Source organism: Spirulina subsalsa PCC 9445 (assembly GCF_000314005.1).
GTDB classification, from domain to species: domain Bacteria; phylum Cyanobacteriota; class Cyanobacteriia; order Cyanobacteriales; family Spirulinaceae; genus Spirulina_A; species Spirulina_A subsalsa.
Genome location: NZ_JH980292.1, coordinates 1436094 through 1460221, shown reverse-complemented (window position 1 = coordinate 1460221; position 24128 = coordinate 1436094). Strand labels below are relative to the sequence as shown.

Sequence of the window (24128 nt, the reverse complement as noted above, 5' to 3'; positions counted from 1 at the left end):
TTACTCCCTCGGTTCCTCTGTGGGGATTGGCTCATTGATTAAGGCCCAATACAAACCTAATTGCGAAACAGCTTGGGCAAATTGCTCAAAATCTACGGGCTTTCGGACATAACTATTGGCTCCCAAATTGTAGCTTTCGAGAATATCGGGTTCTTCGCTAGAGGAGGTTAAAACCACGACGGGTAAGGCTTTAAACCTTGGCTCGGCTCGCAGTCTACGCAGAACATCTAAGCCGCTTATCTTCGGTAGTTTTAGGTCTAATAACACCACCGTTGGCAAGGGATAGGTGCTAAAAATTAAATTTAACGCTTCTTCGCCGTTGCGCGCAATTAAAATCGGGTTGGTGATTTTACTCCGACGGAGCGATCGCAAGGTCAAGCGTTCATCGTCGGGATTATCTTCCACCAAAATAATGGGACGGGGGGAAACCATGGGCAGGATCACAGAAGGGTTGGTAGGAAAGCTGGGATTAGCTGTGGCGATTAGGGAATCGTAAAATAAAAGGTAGCCCCTTGTTCGATCGCTCCCTCGGCCCAAATTTTTCCCCCATGACGACGGATTATCCGTTGCACTGTGGCTAAACCGATGCCTGTACCGGGGAATTCTGCGGTATTGTGGAGCCGTTGGAACACTCCAAATAACATCTTAGCGTATTGCATATCAAACCCCGCCCCATCATCGCGGACAAAATAAACGGGGGTGGTTTCTCCTGGCATAACCCCCAATTCAATGCGGGCGCTGGGGTGATGGCTGGTGAATTTCCAGGCATTTTCTAGTAAATTGGTTAAGACAATCGCCATCAAGGTGGGATCGGCGGTTACTTTCAGATCCGGCGCAATGATAAATTCTACTCGTCTTTGGGGTTCTTGAATTTGCAAATCTTGGCTCAGGTTTGCTGCTAGGGCGCTGAGGTTCACCCATTGGGGTTTGAGTTCAGAACGCGATACCCGCGACAGAGACAGCAGATCATCGATCAGGTTACTCATCCGACTAATGTTAAAGCGGATGCGATCGAAATAGTCCTGGGCGATGTCGTCAAATAGCTGCCCATAGTCCTCTAGGAGGGCTTGACTAAAGCCGTCAATGGCTCGCAGGGGGGCGCGCAGATCGTGGGAGACGGAATAGGCAAAGGCTTCCAGTTCTTGGTTGGAGGCGGCCAGTTGTTGGCTGACTCTCAGCAGGTCGGCTTCGTGGGTTTTGCGATCGGTAATATCTAAGATAGTACCGACTAAAGCCGTAACCTGGCCTTTGGCATCCATAATGGGTTCCCCCCGCGCTTGGATGTAGGTATAGGGGCCGTCTTCATGGCAGACGCGACATTCCAAATCGTAGGGTTTTCCGGTGGCGATCGCCTCTGTCACCACCCGATCATGCACAATCTGATCTTCTGGATGATAGATTTGCAGGACTTCTTCATAACTTGGCATCCCTAGGGCGATATCGCGCCCCAACAGTCGAAAAACCTGATCAGACCAAGTGATTTTACCCGTGGCGACCTCAAACTCCCAACTGCCGAGATGGGCAATCCGTTGGGCGGTTTGCAGGTGGGCTTCCCGTTTTTTTAACGTCTCTTCAATCTCTTTTTGCTGGGTAATATCCTGAGCGACAGCATAGAGGAAAGATCCGTAGGGTTGGGCGTACCACTCTAGGTAAACATAACCACCATCGGCACGGCGATAACGATTCAGGAAACCTTCCACCTTTTCTTGTCCCTTTAATTGCTCAATGGCGGCTAGGGTGGCGGCGCGGTCTTCGGGATGGACGAAATCTAAGAGGATTTGCCCTTCCAGGTCTTTGGTCTGATAACCCAAGGTGGTTTCCCAGGCGGGATTGAGGCGGATAAATCGCCCTTGGACATCGGCAATGCAAAGCAGATTCAGGGTTAAGGTAAAGAAGGGTTCGAGATTCTTTTTAATATCCCCGTGGGGGGTGAGCAGTGAAAGCCATTTGTCCTGACTGATGACCCCTTCTAGGTTCCCCCGGTCATCCACAATCAAGAGATGGCGCACCCCCTCAGTCAGAAAATATTGACCAATCTGGTCAATATCTTGCCAGTCCGATAGTTTCAGGGTTGGGGCGGGGCTAATGTCCAAAGTGGCGAGGGGCTGGCGGGTGTCCTGTCCTTGGGCTAAGAGTCTCACCACATCTTCGGCATTTAACAGCCCAAAGCCCTCCGGTTGGGAGATCACGACACAGCCACAATCTCCCCCACTGATGGCGGCGATCGCCTCTTGGAGGCTATCCTCTAAGCTAAGTTGGGGGGGAGACGGGATAATAAGAGTTTGCAGGTCTGCTAGGGTGGGTAAACAAAACGGCATAACTTATTCCTGACTATTGATTGCGAGTCGTTAGACTAGATAGGGCTTGCTGTTCACTTCGTGACGCTTCGCGAACGCGTTCGCGAAGCGTTGCGTAGCAAAGCGTTGCGTAGCAATATAACTCTACTCGTGGGGCTAGGGAACGGGGAACGGGGAACAGGGAACAGGGGGAGTCGGAAAAAGGCAAGCCTTTTTGATTATTTATCCCTAAAACCTTGCACTTTCTCGCTCTTAAAATGGCCCAAAGCCCTCTTAACAGTGCTTAGACGGATATTCAGCAGACCCTAGATATTTTTGCTCAGTTCAGAATTTACGATGCCTTGAATGGTCAGAGTTAATTATTTTAACAAAAATGTTGCGGAATTCCCCTTCCTCGCTTGCAGGGACCGGATGGACTTGACCACTAACTCCCAAAGCGAAAACCAAGCTAAAAAGGGCTGTGTTGCAAGAGAAAATTTGGGTCTTAGGAACTAGGACTTCTGCCTGGGGAGGGAAGATAAGACTCGCTATATTTCGGTATAGAAAGCACTTCCCATTGAATCAGGAAGCTCCATCCTCGCGCCTAGGCAGGGTGGGGTAGTTCACTAATACGGGCTTACTTAAGACTTTAGGAGGCCTTGAATAGTCAGCGTTAATTGTTTTAATTTGACGGGCTTACTCAAGTATTCATCAGCCCCCGCTTGTAAACAGCGATCGCGATCACTGTCCATCGCCAACGCCGTTAAAGCAATGATGGGCGTTGTCGCCAACTCAGGAATCTCCCGCATCCGTTTCATCGCCTCTAGTCCATCCATTCCGGGCATTTGAACATCCATCAGAATTAAATCGGGAGATAAAGCCACCGCCTGATGAATAGCCTCCTGACCATTTTTTGCCACTTCAATCCGGTAGCCTTTCGCCATTAAATAGCTGGAAATGGTGCTGATATTGGCTTCATTATCTTCCGCTAATAGCAGTAAGGGAGACGATTTACCCGGTGATTGGGTTGCCAGATCATGGGGGTCAAAATGCGACTCAGAGTTAGTCTGTGGGGCAAAAACCACCGAGGCCTGATAGGGTAAATCAATCATAAAACAACTCCCCTTTCCCTCTTCACTGCTGACCCCAACTTGTCCGCCATGAAGTTCAACAATCCGTTTAGTGACGGCTAAACCTAAACCAGTCCCTTGATATTGACGATTGAGAGCGCTGTCAATTTGAATAAAAGGTTGAAACAGTTTTTTTAAATTTTCTGGCGTGATACCAATGCCCGTATCAATGACGGAAAATCGGAGATGGGGGAGGCTGTTTTGTTCTGGGGTAGGTAACGTAACCTCTAAGGTCACGCGCCCCCCTTCGGGAGTAAATTTAACGGCATTGTTGAGCAGATTAATTAACACCTGACGAATGCGCCGCTCATCTAGCACAATATCGGGCAGGTTTACGGGCAAATTAACCGAGAGGTGAAGATGCTTTTTGAGGGCTTGTTGTTTGACAAAGGTGATACTGGATTGACACAAAGAGGCGATGGCCGTTGGCGCACATTCTAACTCTACCTGCCCGGATTCAATCTTGGCCAGATCCAAAATATCGTTAATCAAGGCCAATAAATGGGAGCCACTGCGTTCGATGGTGCTTAAGGCTTTCCGTTGACCCTCGTTGACTGAGCCAAATACACCGTCCTGTAGTCCTTCCGTCATGCCTAAGATAGCATTCAGGGGGGTGCGGAGTTCGTGGCTCATATTGGCCAGAAACTCATCTTTAAGTCGGGTAGCGCGGATCAGTTCTTCATTGCGTTGGGTGAGTTGGATTTGGGTTTGTTGACGTTCGGTGAGTTCCTCTTGTAACTGTTCAAAGAGGCGGGATTGTCGGATGGCGATCGCTAGTTGGTTGGCAATTTGCTGTAAAAGTTCAGCCTCGGACTCTTGCCAAATCCGTTTTTCATGGCAGGCATGAATCACCAAGAGGCCCCAAAGTTTATTCCCGGACTCCGGATCTGTCCAAGGATCTATTTCCCCATTACCCCTTTCTCCATTGTGGATTTCCTGCAAAATGGGCGCAACAATCTTAGATTGAATCTGTCCCTGGCGAGAATAGTCCAAGAGACAAGGAGTTAAAGGATCATTCATGACATCTGGAACAATTCGGGGCTGGCCTTGCCAATAAAACTGGAGGATTTCTGACGACCATTGTTCATCCTCCCAGTTCATGTATTTGAGACTTGGCAAATCTTCAGCGACAGCTTCTTCAAAAATGCACGTCCTACCCAGGTCACAGAAACGGAAGACAATGACCCGATCCCCTTGCAAAATTTCCCGCACCCGTTGGGTGGTAATGGCTAAAATTTCTTGTAGGTTGAGGGATTCACGAATCTGTTGGACAATCTGACCCAGAACGGTGCGCTGTCGAAGTTGCTGGGCAATCATGGCCTCGGCTTTTTGCCGATGGCGATCCATGCGATAGCCTTCAATCAAATTACTACAGGTGGTTAAGAATGGCCCAAGTCTTGCAATGATGCCCTCGTTATAGCCTCCCGGACGATTGGCAATTCCCACCATGCCAATAAGTTCAGGGCCTTTAAAGAAGGGAATCCCTAAAAAGGCCTCTAGGGGGGGATGGCCTTTGGGGATACCTCCTCGACGGGGATCCGTGGGGGCCTGATTAGCAATGACGGGTTTTCCGGTCAAAATGACTGCACCAAAGAGGGTTTTGAGGTTGGTAAATTCCATCCCTTTTTCATAATTGTTTTGATAGAATTGCTCTGTGGCGGCATCCCACGCAATATTAGTAATGCTATGGGTTTGTAAATAGGGAACTCCACGGATTTTGAGAAAATTTTCCTCCATGTGGGCGGTTCCATCCCCTTGGAAGAGGACTTCACCAATAAATCCATATTCACTATGGGTTAACTCTAGGAGACTTTCTAACAGGCCTTCAAAAATCGTCAGACGATTGGCAGCCGTGATGAATTGTGCTTGAGCATGGGTAATGGTGGAGAGGAGAGAGTTGCTACTGGCTAGGTCGAGTTCTACCTGTTTACGGGAGGTAATATCAAATTGAATAGATAAAAATTGAGTGGGTTGGCCTTGGGGGTTGAGAAAGGGGATGATGGTTGCATCAACCCAATAGATTTGGCCATTCTTGGCGCGGTTACAAATTTCGTTGCGCCAGACTTGACCGTTTAAAATGGTTGTCCAGAGATGGGCGAAAAATCCCGGGGGATGGTATTTAGAATTGAGGATCTGAGGGGTTTTGCCTAGAATTTCTGGTTGGCTATAGCCGGAAATGGACTCAAAACGGTCATTGATGTAGAGAATTTGACCCTTGAGGTTTGTGGTGACAACAATAGCCGATTGATCTAGGGCAAATTTAAAGGAACTCAGTTCTTGGAGCAGTTTTTGGCGTTCCAGTTCGTTGTTTTTGCGATCGCTAATATCCGTATGGGTGCCAATAAAGCGCAGGGGGTTGCCCACCCCATCCCGTTCCACAATACGCCCCTGGGCTAAAACCCAGTGATAGGAGCCATCTTTACCCCGTAGACGATGTTCATTGCGATAAACGTCGGTTTGTCCTTTTATATGCTGTTCCACCTCTTGGTAGGTCTGGGGTAAGTCATCGGGGTGAACGCGACTTTCCCACTCCCTCAACTGGTTTTCAAGCTCATCTTCCCCGTACCCCAACATGGTTTTCCACTGTTTATTAAACCAAAGCTCCCCGGTTTGCATATTCCAGTCCCATAGGCCAGTATTGGAAGATTCTAGAGCCAGTTCTAAGCGCAGTTGGCTTTCTTGTAGGGCAATTTCGGCCTGTTTGCGATCGCTAATATCCACCACCACACAGACACAAGTTCCCTCGGCCGGGCAAACCATCGCCACGCCCAGCAACACAGCCACGGGATGCCCGTCTCGGTGGAGATAGACCTTTTCAAAGGGGTCAATGGAATTATAGGTCAGCAGATGATAGATGGCTTCTACATCCTGCTGTTGATATTCTGGGGGAGTCAAGTCCGCCCAGTTCAGTCGTCCGGCGTGGAGGTCATCCCGACTATAGCCCAGCATGGCTAAAAAACGATCATTGGCCTCGGTAATCTCTCCAACAAAGTTAGTGAACATCATGCCCACCACATTAGAATCAAACACTTGCCGAAAACGGGTTTCACTGGCCTGCAACTCCCGTTGAGCTTCATGGGTATCCGTGACATCTAAGTTCACCCCAATCATACTTTGGGGATGGCCGGCCGCATCCCGCAGGACTACCCCATAAGCCCGAATATAGTGCAGGCTGCCATCGGGATGGACTACCCGAAATTCGGTATTGTATTCCGCCTCTCCTAATAGCGCTTGTTGGAGCAGGGTTTCCGTCCGTTGACGATCTTCGGGGTGGACTCCCTTAGACCAGACTTCATAGGCCACCGTGACCGTGGACGGGTCATCTGGGGGAACACGAGATTCAACCCCATAGAGGGCATACATCCGCTTATCCCAAGTCAGACAATTTTGGGCAATATCCCACTCCCAACAGCCTAGAGCGGCCGAGGAGAGGGCAATGCTTAACCGTTGGGAGAGTTTCGCTAAGGCGGCTTCGGCTTGTTGACGAGCGCTAATATCCCGGAAAATGCCTTGAAAAATGATACTATCCCCCACTTCAATCATGGTTCCCGAAAGGGCTATGGGAATTGAATGGCCCTCGGCATGGAGGATAAATCCATCCCAGAGAACGCGCTGTTGGGGATTCACCAAGGATTGCCAGACCTGAGTCACGGGCTGTAACTCTTCGGGGGGACAGAGTTGGGAGTAGTGAAGTTGGGTTAATTCTGAGCGGGAGTAGCCAAATAATTCCTCGGCGGCGGCGTTGGCCTCAATGATGTAGCCTTGGGGGGTAGCCAAGAGAATAGCATCGCTGGCCCCTTCCATGAGGGCGTGATAGCGGGCTTCCCGGCTTTCTAGTTCGGCGGTGCGTTGGGCGACCCGGGCTTCTAGTTGGGCATTGAGGGCGGCTAGGTCTTGTTCGGCTTGTTGCCGTTCCCGGATTTCGTTCTGGAGTTGTTGGTGTTGGCCGGCTTGTTGCAGTGCGATCGCCAATTGTAAAGACAGGGCTTGCAACAGTTCGACTTCCCAAGTTTGCCAGTCTCGCGGCTGGTCGCGGTAACTGGCAATCATTAACCCCCAGAGATGCTCCTCCAACACAATCGGCACCATCAACTTGGCTCGAATCTCAAAGCTTAACAACATCTCCTGATGGCACAGACTCAGGGATTCCTCATAAATATCCCGCACCACCCGCACCCGACCTTGACGATAGGATTCTAGCCACTCTGGAGTCACACAGGGATCATTCGCTTCCCGATGCAGCACAGAACGCCCACCGGAAATCATCGATTCCGCGATAATCTCTCCCCTCAAGCCTTCCTCTAGTTGGTAGATCATCACGCGATCGCACTCCAAGACCCGCCGCACTTCATCCACAGCCGTCTGGAGAATCGTCCCCAAATCGAGGGAATTCCGCAGGCTAGTGGCGATATCCAACAAGAGACGGACACGCTCCGCCTGGGCTTCAATGGTCTGGGTTCGTTCTTGCACTTGTTGTTCAAGTTCCTGAGTCCGACGTTCCAGCAGAGTCACCCGTTCCGCCTCTAAGCGAGCGACTTTTTGTTCTAAGACTTCCGCGAGACGATACAGTTCAAGGGGGTTAAATGACCGGAGCAAGCTAGTTTGTGTGACAATTCCCAACAGTTCTCCGCCCTCTCCTGTCACAACCACTCGCCGAATCCGGCGTTTTTCCATCGCTTGTTGTGCTGTCCAGAGGTCGGCATCGGGGCGCAGGGTAAACAGGGGGGAACTCATCACCTCTTCCGCCAGAATCTCCCCAAAGTTTCCCCCCAGTGCTTGGAATTGCACCACATCTCGCTCAGTCACAATTCCCACCGGATACTCCCCTAAGTCCCCTCCTGCCAGAGGGCGGGTAAGAATGACAGAAGAGAGCCGATTTTCGGCCAATAACTGAGCAATCTCCAACAGAGAAGCATCCGGCGAAGCTGTCAGAACCGTCTGAGTCATCACCTCCTGCACAGACCGCAAGCGCAACAAATCCACCGGACGGGCAAGGTTTCGTAAGGTTTCGTGGCTGATTAGCCCCATCAGTCGCTCTTGTTCATCGACAATGGGGACATGGCGCAGGTGATGCTGTTCCAGAAACTGTAAAAGACTGAAAATATCCGTAAGTTCTGAGGGGCGGAGTGTCAGAACAGGTTGGGTCATCGCCTCACCCACAGACAGTTCTCTAATATCCTGCTGTTGGGCGCTCAAGCGGACAATATCCCGTTCCGTCAAAATTCCTACAACCCGTTGCCCTTGGGTTTCGTCGGAATCCCTTTCGACTACGACCAAAACACAACTAGAGATTCCCCCCCCCTCTTCCCCCCCCTCTTTCCCCCCCTTCCAAAGGGGGGCTAGGGGGGATAAGTCCGTTGAATGGGGGTCTTGGGGGTCAGGTGGGGCAACTTCTGGAGCGGATAAGCCACTCATCAGAGCAATGGCTTCAAGGACGGTTGCCGTGGGGGAAATGACGTGAGGACGGGGACAAATCGCCTCGGTTACGTCAATGGAGGAGAAGGAATGGCTCTGCATAGTCATTTCACGAAATTGACACTCCCAGACCTAAAGGTGTGGGGATTCTACATTCATTGACTCGCCGTTAGACAGCCATCCAGATGATTTATATTCAACTGAACGGCAATTTTTGTTAAATTTAGGGTCCCCTTTTTCCCTTTAATCTTGTTCTTGCAGTTGTGGTAAAACCGAGCTATTGCCGACCCAAAACGTTCCGCCGCCGATTGCCTAGCTATTGAGTTGAGTTCATTGGCAAAAGGAAACTCAGCCGCCAATACGGCACAACATTTATTTAAGGCGTACTTGTCTAGCTTCATATCTTGGTTATCCATCCAGTGGCGCAAGCAATTATTTGAAATGAATTGGCTAGTGCGAATGGCTTCGTCTATGGCTTGATATTGCTTGTGTTTCCCTTTGAGCTTGAACTCGTACACGATTATGGCATCGACCCATTCACCTCGTCCTTATCTTAACACGAAAAACATAAAGCCTTCCTAGAAGGACGGGGTTTTAAACCCAATTTTCCGATAAGTCCGGGTGTCGGGAATCGGGTGTCGGGAGTTGAGGAATCAAGAATTATTCCCTATTCCCTTTCCCCCTCTCTGCTGCTCCTCTGCTCCCCCTCTCCTGACTCCCGATTCCCGATTCTTGAACTTATTCAGCAAGCCGTAGTTAAACCCGACCGCGTAGCATTTGAGCCATTTCGTTGGGGGTGGGAGATTTTTCTAACGCCGTTTCTTCCGTAATCCGACCCTCTTGATATAAGTTATACAGGGCTTGATTCATGGTCAGCATCCCATCAAATTCCCCTTGTTTCATCAACTCGTGCATTTCCTCATAATTCCCTTTAGCAATATATTCTTTCATGGTTTCGGTATTGATTAAAATGTCATGAAAGGCTGCCCGTTTGCCATCAGTGGTGCGACATAACCCTTGGGCAATAATCGCCACAACTGATTCAGCCAAAGCAATCCGCATGGAATTTTGTTCTTCTGCTGTATATAAGTTCAAAATCCGCTCAATGGTTTTAACTGCACTGTTGGTGTGCAAGGTTCCCATCACTAAGTGACCCGTTTGTGCGGCTTTGAGGGCTGTGTTCACCGTGCCTTTATCCCGCATTTCCCCCACTAGAATCAGGTCAGGATCTTCCCGTAAGGCGGCTTTAAGGGCGTTATCAAACAGGAGGGTATGGGTACCGACTTCTCGGTGTTTGACTAGGGATTTTTGGCTTTTATGGATGAATTCAATGGGGTCTTCAATAGTGATGATATGTTTGGAGTGTTCTTTGTTGATATAGTCCACCATTGCCGCCATCGTGGTGGACTTCCCGGATCCGGTGGGGCCGGTGACTAGGATTAAGCCCTTGTGTGCGTCGGAGATATCCTTAAACACGGGGGGTAAGCGTAACTGCTCCATGGTCAGGATTTTTAGGGGAATCAACCGCATGACGATGGCCGGCCCGGTGAGGGTGTCAAAGACGTTAATCCTGACTCGGGCAAAGTCGTATTGTTTCGCGGTGTCTAGTTCTTTAGTATCTTTGAACTGTTGGATTTCCTGTTCCGTAACAATTTCGTGCATCCAACTCCAGAAGGTGTTCTCGTCGGTGATGGGATAATCAAGTTTCATCATCTCACCGCGATCGCGCACTCTCGGTTCTTCCCCTACTCCTAAGTGAATATCGGAGAACCCGTCTTTGTTCGCCCGGTTAATAATCTCCTCCATGGAAGGATGTCCGGGGGTGCGTTGGGGTTTGTCAGATTTGGCAATAGCTGGAGCAATGGGACGACCTCCCCCCCGGGCGGGTACAGCCATCTGTTGGGTGACATCCGACGCTGCGGTACCCCGTCCCGGTGGGGGCGGTGCCGCAGGAGGACGACGGGGAGGGGCGGGGGGGCGTTGGGATTGTGTCATAACAAAACAACTCCGTGTGGTGTTAAAGCAGACTGCTGGGCTCAAGGTTTTGTGATTAACCTTTCTCCATTAAACCGCAGTTCTCCCCAAACGAGGGGGGAGGGTGTTGACTGACTGGACTGGTCAACAACGCTGGGTGAGAAAGTCTGCTAGTCGGGTGTCGGGAATCGGGTGTCGGGTGTCGGGAAAAATAATCAACCTCTCCCCTGCTCCCCTCTCCCCTGCTCCCCTGCTTTAACAAAAATGTTGCGGAATTCCCCTTCCTCGCTTGCAGGGACCGGATGGACTTGACCACTAACTCCCAAAGCGAAAACCAAGCTAAAAAGGGCTGTGTTGCAAGAGAAAATTTGGGTCTTAGGAACTAGGACTTCTGCCTGGGGAGGGAAGATAAGACTCGCTATATTTCGGTATAGAAAGCACTTCCCATTGAATCAGGAAGCTCCATCCTCGCGCCTCGGCAGGGTGGGGTAGTTCACTCCCTCAATAACTCCTCTATGGCTATCCGTTCGGCCGGTTCTTTATGGGGGGGAGATTGTCGAGCATCGGTAATTAACCAGTCTAAGGCGGCGGCTTGAACGTCAATGGTTGCGCCATTTTTATCGACACAATAGCGACCAAAAACTAACTTATCAACTAACCGAATGCCTGCACCCAGACGGGAATATTCAAAAATTACACTATTATCCACTGTTGCACCACTACAAATATGACAACTCGGGCCGATCATGGTGGGGCCGATAATGGTTGCTCCGTCTTCAATGCAGGTCATGCCGCCAATATAAACGGGGCCTTTGACGTGGACTTTATCCCAGTTCACCACTACATTTAATCCGGTATAAACTCCCGGAAAAACTTCTTTTCCCGGAATGGCTACGTTGCGGACATCCCCTTGTAAGACGCTGCGAATGGCGTGCCAATAGTCGGGAACTTTACCAATATCAACCCATTGAAACTCCCGAGCAATGGCATAAAAGGGGGCGTTACTTTCGACTAATTTGGGGAATAAATCGCCCCCAATATCAAAGACTTGGTTAGAGGGAATATAATCAATCACTTCGGGTTCAAAAATATAAATCCCGGTGTTGATCATGGTGCTTAAGGCTTCTTCGACGGGGGGTTTTTCTTGGAAGGCTTTGATGCGGCCTTCTTCGTCGGTGACAACTACGCCATAACTGGATACTTGGTCTTTGGGGACGGTTTTGGTGACAATGGTAGCGATCGCACCTTTGGATTTATGCCATTGAATCGCTTCAGTCAAATCCAAGTCAATCAAGGCATCCCCGCAGAGAACAATAAAGGTATCATCGAAAAAAGGGGAAAAATCTTGAATCCGTCTCAGGCCCCCAGCGGAGCCCAGGGCTTCCCCGACTAGCTGACCATCCATGATCCGCCCTTCAAAGGAATAGGCAATTTCCACCCCAAAGCGTTGACCATCGCGAAAATAGCTTTCTATCTCATTGGCGAGGTGACTGACATTGACCATAACTTGATCAAAGCCATGCTGACGCAGGAGTTCTAGGAGGAACTCCATCACGGGTTTTTGCAAAATCGGGATCAATGGTTTTGGGATGGTGTAGGTAATTGGACGAACCCTTGTTCCTTTCCCAGCCGCCAGAATCATGGCTTTCATCGTTATACTTTCCCCTCGAACCTTGACTGTAAATCTGCGTTTGTCTTGTTTGATTGTATCCCAATCCCTGATCCTCTATCAGGGGGAAATGGGCTTAATGGTCAGGTCTTGATAAAATTCCTCCTGTTCTAGTTCCACTTTGGATTGTGAGGAGAGCAGGAGGAGCGCCCAAAATACCCCTACTCGGTCATGGATGGAGGGTTGAGGCGCTGTGGGTTGCCCTTGCTGTTGGCTCCAGAAGGCCACCAGTTGGTCGAGGGCGATTGTCTCTTGTTCTCCGGCGATTTGCTGGAAATTTTGGCTCAAAAATTGGTCTAATAGGCCGGCCATTTCCGTTAGGTTTTCGTTATGGGCGAGTTCGGCAATGGTGCGCAGGGCTTCTCGTCGAGAGGGAGAACGCGATCGCACTCTCGGTTTAGCGGGTTTGGACTCCAACACCACGGCCATAGCCTCAATCTGTTCGATTAACTCCTGTAGGGTGACTCGTCTTCTCCGCAAAGGGGGGGCAGAAGGACGGCGGCGAATATGCTGCTCTAGACGGGTCGGTAAAGCCCGTTCAGGGCGCGCTAGGTCATCGGAGTCAAATTCCCCGATTTCCTCGGCTTCCTGCTCCTCCTCGACTTCATCTAGGGTGTTTGCTTTGAGCAATACCAGCATAGAAGCCCAGAGGAAGGCCTGGCCAGACTGGGGCAGGTCGGCGGTTTCTTTGCCGGGTTCTAAATCTCCGGTTAGGGCAAGTTTACTCAGATAACGGTCGATGACTTCAATCACCTGCACATCCCAGGGGTCAATTTCTCCCCGTTGGGCGAGGTCGAGTAAGACGGCGATCGCTTCTTGAGCGAGATTAATGGCCATAGGCTAGAACTATCAAGGGTTTAGGAGTCGCTGGCTTCCACAATTCTCATCCCCGGTGCATTGACCAGTTCCCGTTCCCCTTGAAACACCAAGAGACGAGTGGGGCCGTCTCCCTCTTCCCGCATTTCACTGGACAGGGTATAGGTGTAATCCCCATTACTCCAAGTCATATTACAGATTCCATTGCGGCAAATGGTCATCCCATCTTCAAGGGCGAGACAATTGTTTTGGGCATCACAACCATAGTAGGTCATGCCTTGGCTGCCAATATCTCCGAGTTCCATTCGTCCCACGGTGACAGTCCACTGACCATTACTCCAGACTTGCCAACTGTCTCCTAATAGCACCACCTCAGAAATTAACGTTTCTTGGCGAGTTTTGCCGCAGGGTTCGTTACTTTCACAGTCCGCGACATTCTCTAGGCTATAGAGGAGGCGTACCGTTTGGTTGAGTAATTCCGATTGGCGATCGCACAATTCAAAGGTCGCCCCCAAATCAAACACCTGACCTTGAGGATCCATCACTTGGGTATAACACATTAAATCCCCCGCCTGTAAACGGGTAAAAGTCGCCCGTTGAGGGTAACTGGTGACAACCTCCTCCTCCGGGGCGCTAGACCTTCCGCCCGACGCTGGGGTTGTATTAGGGGGGGATTGAGTCACTTCTGAGGGAGAGGGTGCCGTTGTTGTGGGGGTTTCCTGTTCCTCACCAGAAGGGGCGTTACTCTCAGGAGTCCCACAGCCCGCCATTAAAACCATAACCGCCATCATTCCGGCACTCAACCAGCGTCTTTTATTCACCATGTATTTCCATCCGATAATTTTCTAAAGAAATCCACAAAAGCAAAGTCTCTAATTTCGGCAACCATCCCCCACCCCCCGAAAAACCCCCGAAAACCCCCGTAGGTTGGGTGAAGCGATAGCGCAACCCAACACCCCCCCGAAAACCCCCCGTAGGTTGGGTGAAGCGATAGCGCAACCCAACACCCCCCGAAAACCCCGTAGGTTGGGTGAAGCGATAGCGCAACCCAACACCCCCCCGAAAACCCCCCGTAGGTTGGGCGAAGCGATAGCGCAACCCAACACCCCCCCACGTCAAGAGATTCTGGTTAATTGAGGGCAACTACCGCTAGGGCGTGATCTACACTGGTCAATTCCTAAAGGGTCGTAGTAGAATCTCGGAATAATATTTCCCATTAAAGAACGGGTTAACCCAATGACAGCACAAGCACCTGCATCAATTTACGAATTTTCTGCAACAAGCATTAAAGGCGAGTCAGTGCCATTAAACACCTATAAAGACAAAGTTTTACTGATTGTCAACACCGCGAGTCAGTGCGGTTTTACCCCCCAGTACAAAGGACTACAAGCCTTGTATGAAAAATATGCCAGCCGGGGATTAGTTGTTTTAGGATTTCCCTGTAATCAATTTGGCGGGCAAGAACCCGGAAACTCAAACCAGATTCAATCCTTCTGTGAAACCAACTTTGGGGTTTCCTTCCCACTGTTTCAGAAAATCGACGTGAATGGCAATAATGCCCATCCACTCTATCAATACTTGACTAACGCTGCACCCGGCATTTTTGGCACAGAGGGGATTAAGTGGAACTTCACTAAATTTCTGGTCGATCGTAATGGTAAAGTTGTTAAACGCTATGCCAGCACAGCCAAGCCAGAAGATTTAGCCAAAGATATTGAGGCCTTGCTATAAGTGCTAAGGGAAAACGGAGAGGTGTAGAAATCCGGTTTCTGAGTAGATGCCCCCCGCACCTCAAACCCCCGTAGGTTGGGTGAAGCGAAGCGCAACCCAACACCTCCCCGCGTAAAACCCCCCCGTAGGTTGGGTGAAGCGTTAGCGTAACCCAACACCTCCCTCCTCAAATCAAGAAACCGGGTTTCTGTTCAGGTGTCGTGGGAAAACAGAGGAATGCAAGAAACCCGGTTTCTGAGTAGATGCCCCCCACCTCAAACCCCCGTAGGTTGGGTGAAGCGAAGCGCAACCCAACACCCCCCAGCGTAAAATCAAGAAACTCTGGGATGCGATTCCGTTAAATATTGCTCTAAGTCATCTTCAGACAATCCTAAAACCTCTTGCAAATACTTTAAATTCAGTTCTTCAAGATAAATTTTATCCGCTCTAGCTTTAATCCGTTCCTGTCGTTTTGCGGAAAGTTTAGCTAACTCTCACGATAACGTTGTATAGCATTTCATTTGGGTTCGTAATTGGGGGTGAAAGGGATCTGTACACAATAATTCTAAAGTTCTTCCGATTTTCTCTGCCACTTGGGGATACTTTTTTACATTTTTTCGAGCCTCCCGAATGAAAGCACTCGAACGTAATAAAGTAAAAGTCATGAAAGAATTTCCTCCATCAGTTCTTGAGGAGTAACGGGGTGACATTTACCTTCTGCGAACTCATTTTGTGCTTCTTGAACATCTCGAATGCGGTCGGCTCTGTGGCTATCGCGCAGACGACTTTGTAAAATGCGAACTAAGTCTTCTTGCTCTTCAATAGACAACTGCTCGGCGGATTCTAAAATTTCTGCAAAGTTTTTAGGGGTCATCATTTTTCTCTTGTTAAAAATGCAAACTTGATCATTTTCAATATAACAAAATTACACTTTTCCTGACTTGCGTCAACGGCTAAAAGTCACCCATTGAGGGTAAAATGAAGAAACCCCCCGCGTCAACCCTCCCGTAGGTTAGGCATAGGAAAGCGCAACCCAACACCCCCCTCCTCAAATCAAGAAACCGGGTTTCTGTTCAGGTGTCGTGGGAAAACAGAGCAATGCAAGAAACCCGGTTTCTGGGTTAGGATGTGGTGGCGAGATGTTCCCGTAAAAGGTCGTGAACAAAGCGATAGTGTCCCCCCACCCGCTTGAGGATTTTTTGCTCACAAGCTCGATTGAGAAAGGCAACATAATTGAGGGGAATTGCACCACTCCTCCACAGAAGAAAACGGAGGATATAGTGTTGAATAACAGGTAAACCTGTGGTCAATAATGCGAACAACAATGCTATAGGGATTCCCTCTAACAGAGCAGCTTTTAGGCTAGCTTCTTGACCCGTCGCGTAACGGAATAAAAACATTAAAAATACACCGAGCGGATAGTACATAATGCTAATAACAACAGTATTTTTTGCCGATTCAATAATTCCTTGATTGGGGTAAATTTTTGTTTTAACATCTCCTTTTGTAAGCCCAACAATCAGCCCAACAATCAACCCAACAATCAGCCCAACAATTAGCCTAACAATTAGCCCAACAATCAACCCAACAATCAGCCCAAGAATTAGCCCAACAATCAGCCCATCCTTTATATTATTCCAAGAATAAGTAAACATTTCAATTGGATCTATATCATTACTTTGACCTATAATGATCCCATAAATTACCCCGTAAATCAGCCCTCCAATCAGCCCGAAAATCAGCCCAACAATTAGCCCGAAAATCAGCCCTCCAATCAGCCCGTAAATCATCTTGTAAATAACTCTTACTCCCCCATTTTCCAACCAATCAGGCTGCATTTTCTCCAATAAAAACTCCGTCTGATTCCGCTCCTTTAACTGCCGTGCCAACCAAGTCAGATAGCCCCTCGCCCGACTAACTTCCGCCGTCCTTAACGCCTTGCTCCCCCCCTGCTTCTTCACCCAATAGTCCGTTAACTTCCGGTCAATATAAGCATCAAATAACCGCCCCCGCACCTGCTTTTGATAGAATTCCAAATCCTCACCCTGGGGCTTACCTTGGGGGATTCCTTCAGGATAAGCCAGAGAAATTAAGTACAGAAATAAAGGAGTCCGCGCTAACGCCAATAATCCCTCTTTATCCCTTTGAATATCTGCCCAAAGATGATCATAGTTTAAACGGCGCAAATGACGTTCAATTTGTCTATCAGTGAGGGGCTGTAAAGAAACAGATCTATGTAAACCTGAAAAAATTTTATCCCCCGCTAAATACTCCTCATAACGATAACAAACGACCACAGGAAATACTCCCCCATTTAACCCCAAAAACTCATTCAGTCGTTCAATACAAGCCTGTTGCCGGACTAAACCCAATTCATCCAAACCATCGAACAAGGGCAATAAATGACCCTTCTCTAACCAACCTTTCGTCAAATCTAAGGGGATATTGTAGCGGTCTTTAAGGTCTGTGGCTAACCAGTCGGCAATCGATTGTTTATCGTTTTTCCAGGCTGAAAGTTCAAAAATAATGGGTAAAGGTGCCTCAGCATTTTGTGCGGCTTCTTCCAGTAATTCTCCCGCTAAATCTAGCAATAAAGTTGTTTTCCCAAAACCCGGTTCTCCTAAAATTAACAATCGCTGCCGAGACTCCTGAAAAACCTCCCGAATCGGTTTGCCTTTTTCTGCCCTGTTTTCCCGCCGAAAGATTAATTTAGGCAGTTTTTGCCATTTGTCCGACAAAGAAGGCTTTGCTGGGGATGATAGGGCTAATTGGGAAGGTTTTCCCACCTGTTCCGGTTGGGGTTCGGCGACTAAATGAATTAATTCTTGTTGGATGGCGAGGAGTGTTTTCCTGTATTCTAAAAGTTCGGGGGTGGAATAAGTAGCCACTAACCCGTTTTGGCGTTGCCCCCAAGTCATCCCCCCTAGATACAATAGACTGCTGAACAAGATGACATAGCAGGGCAATTTAGCCCATTCTAGAACTTGTTGGGTGTAGAGGTGATGGGGTTGGGGGTTGTCTGGTGGTACCCATTGGAGTTGGGCTACGATGAGCAATAAGGCGAGAATATTGACAATGATTAGGGGGGTTTTGCCGGGTACAGCTTGCAGGGAGGGTAACTGGTTGATTAACCAACAGAGTAGGGGGATGGTAATAACCAGCATGAGCAGGATTTGGAGAAAAGCGGGGTCGATGGGCATGGATGGTTAACCTAGCCAATTGTTCCTCTTATAGCTTACAGAAAAGCCACGAATGAAGATCACACGGGGGGGTGTTGGGTTGCGCTGCCTTCACCCAACCTACGGGGAGTTTACGGGGGGTTTGACGGGGGGGTTACGGGGGGATGGTTTTTTTATCGGTTTTTCCAGAATCTCCGGCAAAGATAGGTTAGCAGGGCAAATGAGAGGCCGACTCCTAAACTGTAACTGAAGGTTTGGAGGGCTGGAGGGGTTGGGGGATTGTCGTCTGTGGGGGTTTCTGGGTGAGAGAAATTCTGGGCAAATATTACCCCGGTGCCAACTCCTACGCCAATGACTAGGATTAGGGTGTGGAGGGTGCGATCGCGCTCGGCCTGATCAATCTCTGTAATCCCGCGAATGGTTGCGATCGCCTGATCCAACAACTGCAATCCATGACGCAAATAGAACAAATTCGCCTGAATCTGGGCTTGATATTTCGGGCAATCCTGTTGATAAAACTCCTCTAAAAATACTAAGTCCGCATTCCGCCAATGTCCCAATTTCTGCAACCGTTGCACAACCTCGCTCAGTTTTTCCTGATAATTCTCCATATTAATCTTAATGGAGTTGTAGTTATATTCGAGATTGCGCAAAATTTGAGAATAATCTAACGCTGTTTTGAGCAAATGTTTCAGTTTCAGCTTCAGGTTTTGCAGTTCCTGCTCTCTCAAGGTCGCATCATTGGAAAAGTTCTTAATTTCCGCAATATCTTGTTCTAAATCTTTGCAGATCTGAATCCCCTGTTGATAGTCCAGTTGACTATTTTCATAGGCTTTAATTACCTTGTTTCGGTAACAAAAAATGTCGGTGAATTGCTGATAACAGTCAATAAAGTTTTCGCTGGTAGACTCAGAAAAGAAAAACCAGATTAAAATATGACCGTTGGGATCTTCATGGCAGGGAACCCCATACTCAAAAATGGGGCTACCGAATAACTTACCTGTTTTATAAAAGGGTAATTCTTGGGGAGGGCTAACCGATTGATTTAACCCGGTAAAAATTCGATAACACTCATCAGCAAGTTTCCTTAATTCCTTGGTTTTTTTCCGTTGTTGTTCTTGGTTCAAAAAACCCGTAATTAAAACCGTTTGCCCTAGGTTACTGCTAATGGTTTGTCGAGCAAAACAACTAGCGGGGTTAAAGTTTTTGAGGTCATCAATAGCAACAGCATCCACCCCTTCTCCTTGGGGGTAGCGAATATTTAAGCCGAGGGCGTAACTATCCTCAATCCACAGGGGATAAATCCGCCCTTTTAAGCTGTTTTGTCCCTCATGTTCTAGGGGAACGGATAAATCAATCGGTAAGCTGCTTTTTTGCTCATTATTATCTAATAAATGAATGCGAGTTGGTGGAAAATTTCCTGATTTTAATTCAAAATGAATCTCATTAATATCCAGATGGAATTGATTTAGAATGGTTTCACTGGTTTTATAAATCCACTTCGGATCAACCAATTCCCCCCGATTATCTGAAACGATAAATTTTGCATTTTGAAAGGCAAATAGATAAATATTGGGGGCATAAATTGGTTCATCAATCATGTTATTTTTTCCTGAATTCACTAGAGTTGATCTGGATTTACCCTAGCTCTGCTCTATACACAAGCAGGCGTTTTTGTTGTCTAATTTGTTGTGAAAGATGGTGCGTCAGGACTTTAGTGATTGGGTTATTACCCAAGTTATTCCTTGTGACGCACCCTACGACTTGAATTAGAATAAGAATATCCGTAGGTTGGGTGCAGGGAAAGCGAAACCCAACAACTTAACTATTTCCTCCTAGGTTTAGCATGACCCAGTTTCTCGTTAGAAACTCGCCTTAAATGGGAGAAAAGTTTTAAGAAACTGGGTTTTTGAATGTTCCCGTCTTTCGGTGAATCATTCACTCAATCTGTCAATGACATTAAGCCGAAGGTAAGACTTGTTTTAACGCTGCAATACTTTCTGCAATTTGTTGTTTTAAGTCTTCTGCACCGGGAGGAGAATCACTAGACTCCTGACGCGATAAGTTACTTTCTCGGTCGTTTAAATCGGTTAATAAATCTGGTGAACCTTGACTATTACACCAAATGTTAATCGCCCGAGCCACAGCTTTAGGCGTTTCTTCGGGTAAATTGTTGAGTTTTTCCGTTAGTTTGGGTAAGTTTTCTTTAGCGCGGGGGGGCAAGATAAAGGAACTTTGCGCCAATTGGGTAAAGGCTTTAATGGTGTTTAAATAGGCCATTAATGCCTCAATATCTTCTGGAGGAATTTCCACAACGGGAGTTTCGGGAACGGTCGCAGGGTTATGTTCAAAACTACTATCAAGGTTTTGAAAGTCGGGAGTATAGGGTTTAGAACTGTCGGGGGTGTTGGAGGTTTCTGGTGTCATAACTCTTTTGTTTGGTCAATAAAAAAACGGCGCAAGGGGCAGTAAAACGGGTGGGAGTGTTGGGGGATTGACTTTTGAAAGGCACTCTGACCGACGGTGTAGCCACCTGCTTAGATCAAGTTCATTGTATCGCTATAGCGATCCTAAATAGGTTGTGGTGGAGGGAATTCATGGGTTGAGGTAGGGGGACTTCATGAATTCCCCCTACGCTGGGTGAAGAGTTTAAAGTAACTGGAGACGAAAAACTCTTTCAGGGGGAAGGCGAGATAGGTGATGGGGTTAATGGTGACAATGATGTTGCGGGTGTCTCGTTGGGCTTGTTTGATGACTTGTCGGGCGACCCAATCGGCGGACATGATGCCAATGGGGTTGAGGTTGCTTTTAAAGGGGCCGAGGATGACTTTGCGAATGATGCAGGGGGCATCTAAACGACGTAGGGTGATTAAATCGCCCAGGGTGCGCTTGCTGAGTTCATAGAGGGGGCTAAAGGCGGGGTTTACTTCGGCTTCGGAGGTGTTGACCCAGACTTCTTTGGTGGCGATGTGGTCGTTGGTGCGGACGGTTTTGAGGAAGAGTTCTAACAGTCGCCAACTGGAGAAGGTGTTAATTTCGTAGGATTGGGCGATCGCATTTTCCTGACAATCCCCATGAACATTCACGCCATGATTCAAGATCAGGATATCGATTTTCTCCAATTCTTCCGCTAAGGCTGATTCTTCCCCGACTTGCCAGGTGAGGGTTTTCAGGGGGGTAGTCTCCCCGTCTAACATCACGGCCTCGGGACGAGAGGTTAGGGCGATAACCTTGGCTCCCTTAGCTTTGAGGTGGGTTAATAACGCCCGCCCCATTGTGCCGGAAGCGCCTGTTACTGCAATCCGTTTGCCTTTGAGTGATAATGCCGTCCCCATAATTTGATCGACAAAAGTAAAAGTTCCGCAATAGTAGGCCTGTTGGTCGTCGAAGTGGTGCCGCCAGTGATAGGTTCGATTGACTAACCAATGGGCGGGGATTTCCGCGAAGGGACCCGGACGATGGGTTAAGTCTGTGAGTTCGTCCGCATAGGCTAAACCACTCCCTCGGGCGATCGCACTTAACAAAAAGCCTACCGTATAAACCGTTCCCAGCCAAACCAGTTCCCCATGAGGGAAAGCCCAAATCCAAGCCAACAGTCCGGGCAGAAGACTAAAGCTCAACATGACTAAGGCCTCTGGGACATCATTGTACCAGTGGGCTTGACGGTAGATTTCCTCACTCACCGGGGTTAGGTCGCGACGAAAGACCCGATGATGCCAGACGTGCAAGCGATACAACGGCGGCCAAAGGTGCGCCAAGAGGTGATAGATGTCCCGAATCAACTCCACCCACAAAATGGAAAGAATTGAGGCTGCGATCGCTATTAACCACTCATTCATTCTAAACCGTCACGCCATTTCACTAAGGGTTGCCCCAGAAGTATATCGGTTTCGGGATGGTCTAGGGAAGGGGGAAGGGGAGTCGGGAGTCGGGGTTTTTTCGGGAGTCGGGAGTCGGGAGTCGGGAGTCGGGGTTTTTTCGGGAGTCGGGGTTTTTTCGGGAGTTGGGGTTTTTTCGGGAGTTGGGGTTTTTTCGGGAGTTGGGAGTTGGGAGTCGGGTGTCGGGTGTCGGGAATCGGGTGTCGGGAATCGGGTGTCGGGAGTCGGGTGTCGGGGTTTTTTCGGGAGTTGGGAGTCGGGTGTCGGGTGTCGGGAGTCGGGTGTCGGGAGTCGGGAGTTGGGGTTTTTTGGGGAGTTGGGAGATTGCCTCTCCCCCTCCCCCCGTTCCCCATTCCCCGTTCCCTGTTCCCAATTCCCCAAGACAGAGATTTTGACAATTCCCACGAGGATTGAACCAGTATTGGTTAGAATTGCAAACAGTAGATATCTGCCTATCCTCGGCGATTCGCGCTCCCGTCTCTTATTCTGGCACCTTACCCCCATTGAGAACCTGCTATGTCCGATAATTTTTGGTCTAAACCTGAAGAAACTGATTTAGAACTCGATCCCCTAACCTCCCTATTAGCGGAATGGTCTGATCCCGTAGAAGATGAAGAAGACTTTAACAGTGATTTCTTTCTCGGTTTAGAAGGTCGTCGGCGCAAAGCAGCCTTTACCCTGATTATGATCTGGGGGATTGTGATTACCCTGCACCTCGTCGCCTGGGGAACTTGGCTGGTCATCAGTGTTACAGGGATTTTAGCCGTCTATTGTTTACGCCTCATTGTAGCCAAACCTGCCGCCGATCCTCTGCCCCTCACCGAGGGACAATTAGCCTCTGCCCCTACCGTGTCCTTACTGGTGGCCGCCAAAAATGAAGAGGCTGTGATTGAGCGCTTAGTAAAAACCCTGTGCGCGGTGGACTATCCCCAAGATAAGTATGAGGTTTGGGTGATTGATGATGCCAGCAGCGATCGCACGCCAGAAATTTTAGACGCTTTAGCCCTAGATTATCCTCAACTGCGGGTTGTCCATCGTCCCCCCAATGCCGGAGGAGGCAAATCCGGAGCCCTTAATCAAGTCTTACCCCAAACTCAAGGAGACATTATCGGCGTATTTGATGCCGATGCCGTTGTGACATCAGACATCTTGCGTCGTGTTGTGCCGATGTTTCGACCGGAAAATGTGGGCGCGGTACAAGTGCGCAAAGCCATCAGCAATACAGGGCTAAACTTCTGGACGAAAGGCCAAACCACCGAAATGGCACTCGATAGTTATTTCCAACAGCAACGGGTCGCCATTGGGGGCATCGGGGAACTACGGGGCAATGGTCAATTTGTCCGTCGGAAAGCCCTAGCCAGTTGTGGGGGGTGGAATGAGGAAACCATCACCGATGATTTAGATTTAACCATTCGTCTCCATTTAGACGACTGGGACATTGATTTTTGTCTCTTCCCTGCCGTTTATGAAGAAGGAGTCACCCGCCCCCAAGCCCTCTGGCACCAACGCAGTCGTTGGGCAGAAGGGGGCTATCAACGTTATTTAGACTACTGGCGGTTAATTCTGCGCAAACCAATGGGTTTTGTGAAAACCGTCGATTTGCTCATGTTTGTCATGACCCAGTACATTTTCCCCACGGCCTTAGTCCCCGATGTGATGATGATGATCCTACGCCATCACGGTTCCGTTTTAGCCCCTCTCTCTGCCCTGACGGTGCCTTTTGCCTTTGTAGGAATGTCTGTGGGGTTATCTCGCATTAATCGCCCTTCTCCCTTATCCTTTGCCCAGTTGTTGGGGTATTGGGGGCAAAGTTTACGCGGGACCCTCTATATGTGTCATTGGATTGTGGTCATGGTAGCCACAACAGGGCGGATGTCCATTCGGCCCAAGCGCCTAAAGTGGGTTAAAACCGTTCACCAAGGGAGTGAGGAACGTTTAGCATGAATAGGGAATAAGGAACAGGGAACGGGGAACGGGGAATAGGGAATAGGGAATGGGTAATAGGGAATAGGGAATAGGTGATAGGGAATAAGTCTTAATTCCTCGTCTCCCCTGCCCCCCTGCCCCCCTGCTCCCCTGCC

The 24128-nt window shown here is 48.9% G+C and carries 17 protein-coding genes and 1 pseudogene; 4 read left to right on the top strand and 14 right to left on the bottom strand.

The genetic code is table 11. The features are described 5' to 3' along the window. From SPI9445_RS0106830 to SPI9445_RS0106810, 5 genes and pseudogenes are all read right to left on the bottom strand, one after another. The gene (locus SPI9445_RS0106830; RefSeq protein WP_017303989.1) at positions 1-432 is read right to left on the bottom strand and encodes a response regulator; all 432 of its coding nucleotides are present in this window, start codon (positions 430-432) and stop codon (positions 1-3) included. A 50-nt stretch (positions 433-482) separates the two neighbouring features. Beyond that, positions 483-2318 (bottom strand): PAS domain-containing protein, encoded by a 1836-nt coding sequence (locus tag SPI9445_RS24645; protein WP_017303988.1) that lies wholly within the window; start codon positions 2316-2318, stop codon positions 483-485. Between the two features lie 599 nt (positions 2319-2917). Next, entirely contained in the window at positions 2918-8923 is a 6006-nt protein-coding gene (locus SPI9445_RS27390; protein ID WP_017303987.1) for a PAS domain S-box protein, read from the bottom strand. Positions 8924-8998: 75 nt separating this feature from the next. Further along, a pseudogene (locus SPI9445_RS26920) lies at positions 8999-9345 on the bottom strand (hypothetical protein); the annotation flags it as partial. A gap of 232 nt (positions 9346-9577) precedes the next feature. Then, complete coding sequence (locus SPI9445_RS0106810; RefSeq protein ID WP_017303986.1) at positions 9578-10816, bottom strand: type IV pilus twitching motility protein PilT; 1239 nt, start codon at positions 10814-10816, stop codon at positions 9578-9580. A 106-nt stretch (positions 10817-10922) separates the two neighbouring features. Between SPI9445_RS0106810 and SPI9445_RS31590 the strand changes: the two genes are divergently transcribed. Then, positions 10923-11054, top strand: coding sequence for a hypothetical protein (locus SPI9445_RS31590; protein ID WP_272943227.1), 132 nt, complete (start codon positions 10923-10925; stop codon positions 11052-11054). Positions 11055-11288: 234 nt separating this feature from the next. Here the strand turns inward: SPI9445_RS31590 and SPI9445_RS0106805 are convergent, their stop codons facing one another. The 4 genes from SPI9445_RS0106805 to SPI9445_RS0106790 all read right to left on the bottom strand — a co-directional run bounded on the left by SPI9445_RS0106805 (position 11289) and on the right by SPI9445_RS0106790 (position 14399). Continuing rightward, the gene (locus SPI9445_RS0106805) at positions 11289-12446 is read right to left on the bottom strand and encodes a nucleotidyltransferase family protein (RefSeq protein ID WP_017303985.1); all 1158 of its coding nucleotides are present in this window, start codon (positions 12444-12446) and stop codon (positions 11289-11291) included. A gap of 78 nt (positions 12447-12524) precedes the next feature. Continuing rightward, the gene (locus SPI9445_RS0106800; protein WP_017303984.1) at positions 12525-13301 is read right to left on the bottom strand and encodes a segregation/condensation protein A; all 777 of its coding nucleotides are present in this window, start codon (positions 13299-13301) and stop codon (positions 12525-12527) included. A gap of 20 nt (positions 13302-13321) precedes the next feature. Then, positions 13322-14104 (bottom strand): hypothetical protein, encoded by a 783-nt coding sequence (locus SPI9445_RS24625; protein ID WP_164674478.1) that lies wholly within the window; start codon positions 14102-14104, stop codon positions 13322-13324. Beyond that, positions 14094-14399 (bottom strand): hypothetical protein, encoded by a 306-nt coding sequence (locus SPI9445_RS0106790; RefSeq protein WP_237747934.1) that lies wholly within the window; start codon positions 14397-14399, stop codon positions 14094-14096. The genes SPI9445_RS24625 and SPI9445_RS0106790 overlap by 11 nt, the downstream gene beginning before the upstream one ends. Positions 14400-14516: 117 nt before the next feature. Here SPI9445_RS0106790 and SPI9445_RS0106785 point away from each other — a divergent pair, with 117 nt between their 5' ends. Next, positions 14517-15011, top strand: coding sequence for a glutathione peroxidase (locus SPI9445_RS0106785; RefSeq protein ID WP_026079589.1), 495 nt, complete (start codon positions 14517-14519; stop codon positions 15009-15011). A gap of 640 nt (positions 15012-15651) precedes the next feature. Here the strand turns inward: SPI9445_RS0106785 and SPI9445_RS0106775 are convergent. The 5 genes from SPI9445_RS0106775 to SPI9445_RS0106755 all read right to left on the bottom strand — a co-directional run bounded on the left by SPI9445_RS0106775 (position 15652) and on the right by SPI9445_RS0106755 (position 22008). Continuing rightward, complete coding sequence (locus tag SPI9445_RS0106775; protein WP_017303979.1) at positions 15652-15867, bottom strand: hypothetical protein; 216 nt, start codon at positions 15865-15867, stop codon at positions 15652-15654. A gap of 244 nt (positions 15868-16111) precedes the next feature. Continuing rightward, complete coding sequence (locus tag SPI9445_RS0106770) at positions 16112-18190, bottom strand: NACHT domain-containing protein (RefSeq protein ID WP_017303978.1); 2079 nt, start codon at positions 18188-18190, stop codon at positions 16112-16114. Between the two features lie 152 nt (positions 18191-18342). Further along, complete coding sequence (locus SPI9445_RS0106765) at positions 18343-19770, bottom strand: hypothetical protein (protein ID WP_017303977.1); 1428 nt, start codon at positions 19768-19770, stop codon at positions 18343-18345. 358 nt (positions 19771-20128) lie between these two features. Further along, complete coding sequence (locus SPI9445_RS0106760) at positions 20129-20596, bottom strand: hypothetical protein (RefSeq protein ID WP_017303976.1); 468 nt, start codon at positions 20594-20596, stop codon at positions 20129-20131. Between the two features lie 191 nt (positions 20597-20787). After that, complete coding sequence (locus tag SPI9445_RS0106755) at positions 20788-22008, bottom strand: bifunctional sterol desaturase/short chain dehydrogenase (protein WP_017303975.1); 1221 nt, start codon at positions 22006-22008, stop codon at positions 20788-20790. Here SPI9445_RS0106755 and SPI9445_RS28270 point away from each other — a divergent pair. Both SPI9445_RS28270 and SPI9445_RS0106745 read left to right on the top strand, forming a co-directional pair. Further along, positions 21965-22606 (top strand): hypothetical protein, encoded by a 642-nt coding sequence (locus SPI9445_RS28270; RefSeq protein WP_071525262.1) that lies wholly within the window; start codon positions 21965-21967, stop codon positions 22604-22606. The genes SPI9445_RS0106755 and SPI9445_RS28270 overlap by 44 nt on opposite strands. Beyond that, positions 22564-23991, top strand: coding sequence for a glycosyltransferase family 2 protein (locus SPI9445_RS0106745; RefSeq protein ID WP_017303973.1), 1428 nt, complete (start codon positions 22564-22566; stop codon positions 23989-23991). Before SPI9445_RS28270 ends, SPI9445_RS0106745 begins: the two co-directional genes overlap by 43 nt. The last annotated feature ends 137 nt before the right edge of the window (positions 23992-24128 follow it).

Excerpts from the sequence above, each read along its gene's own strand:
- SPI9445_RS0106830 (WP_017303989.1), bottom strand. The coding sequence starts at position 432 with ATGGTTTCCCCCCGTCCCATTATTTTGGTGGAAGATAATCCCGACGAT.
- SPI9445_RS24645 (WP_017303988.1), bottom strand. The coding sequence starts at position 2,318 with ATGCCGTTTTGTTTACCCACCCTAGCAGACCTGCAAACTCTTATTATC.
- SPI9445_RS27390 (WP_017303987.1), bottom strand. The coding sequence starts at position 8,923 with ATGCAGAGCCATTCCTTCTCCTCCATTGACGTAACCGAGGCGATTTGT.
- SPI9445_RS0106810 (WP_017303986.1), bottom strand. The coding sequence starts at position 10,816 with ATGACACAATCCCAACGCCCCCCCGCCCCTCCCCGTCGTCCTCCTGCG.
- SPI9445_RS0106805 (WP_017303985.1), bottom strand. The coding sequence starts at position 12,446 with ATGAAAGCCATGATTCTGGCGGCTGGGAAAGGAACAAGGGTTCGTCCA.
- SPI9445_RS0106800 (WP_017303984.1), bottom strand. The coding sequence starts at position 13,301 with ATGGCCATTAATCTCGCTCAAGAAGCGATCGCCGTCTTACTCGACCTC.
- SPI9445_RS24625 (WP_164674478.1), bottom strand. The coding sequence starts at position 14,104 with ATGGTGAATAAAAGACGCTGGTTGAGTGCCGGAATGATGGCGGTTATG.
- SPI9445_RS0106785 (WP_026079589.1), top strand. The coding sequence starts at position 14,517 with ATGACAGCACAAGCACCTGCATCAATTTACGAATTTTCTGCAACAAGC.
- SPI9445_RS0106775 (WP_017303979.1), bottom strand. The coding sequence starts at position 15,867 with ATGATGACCCCTAAAAACTTTGCAGAAATTTTAGAATCCGCCGAGCAG.
- SPI9445_RS0106770 (WP_017303978.1), bottom strand. The coding sequence starts at position 18,190 with ATGCCCATCGACCCCGCTTTTCTCCAAATCCTGCTCATGCTGGTTATT.
- SPI9445_RS0106765 (WP_017303977.1), bottom strand. The coding sequence starts at position 19,770 with ATGATTGATGAACCAATTTATGCCCCCAATATTTATCTATTTGCCTTT.
- SPI9445_RS0106760 (WP_017303976.1), bottom strand. The coding sequence starts at position 20,596 with ATGACACCAGAAACCTCCAACACCCCCGACAGTTCTAAACCCTATACT.
- SPI9445_RS28270 (WP_071525262.1), top strand. The coding sequence starts at position 21,965 with ATGGAAAGAATTGAGGCTGCGATCGCTATTAACCACTCATTCATTCTA.
- SPI9445_RS0106755 (WP_017303975.1), bottom strand. The coding sequence starts at position 22,008 with ATGAATGAGTGGTTAATAGCGATCGCAGCCTCAATTCTTTCCATTTTG.
- SPI9445_RS0106745 (WP_017303973.1), top strand. The coding sequence starts at position 22,564 with ATGTCCGATAATTTTTGGTCTAAACCTGAAGAAACTGATTTAGAACTC.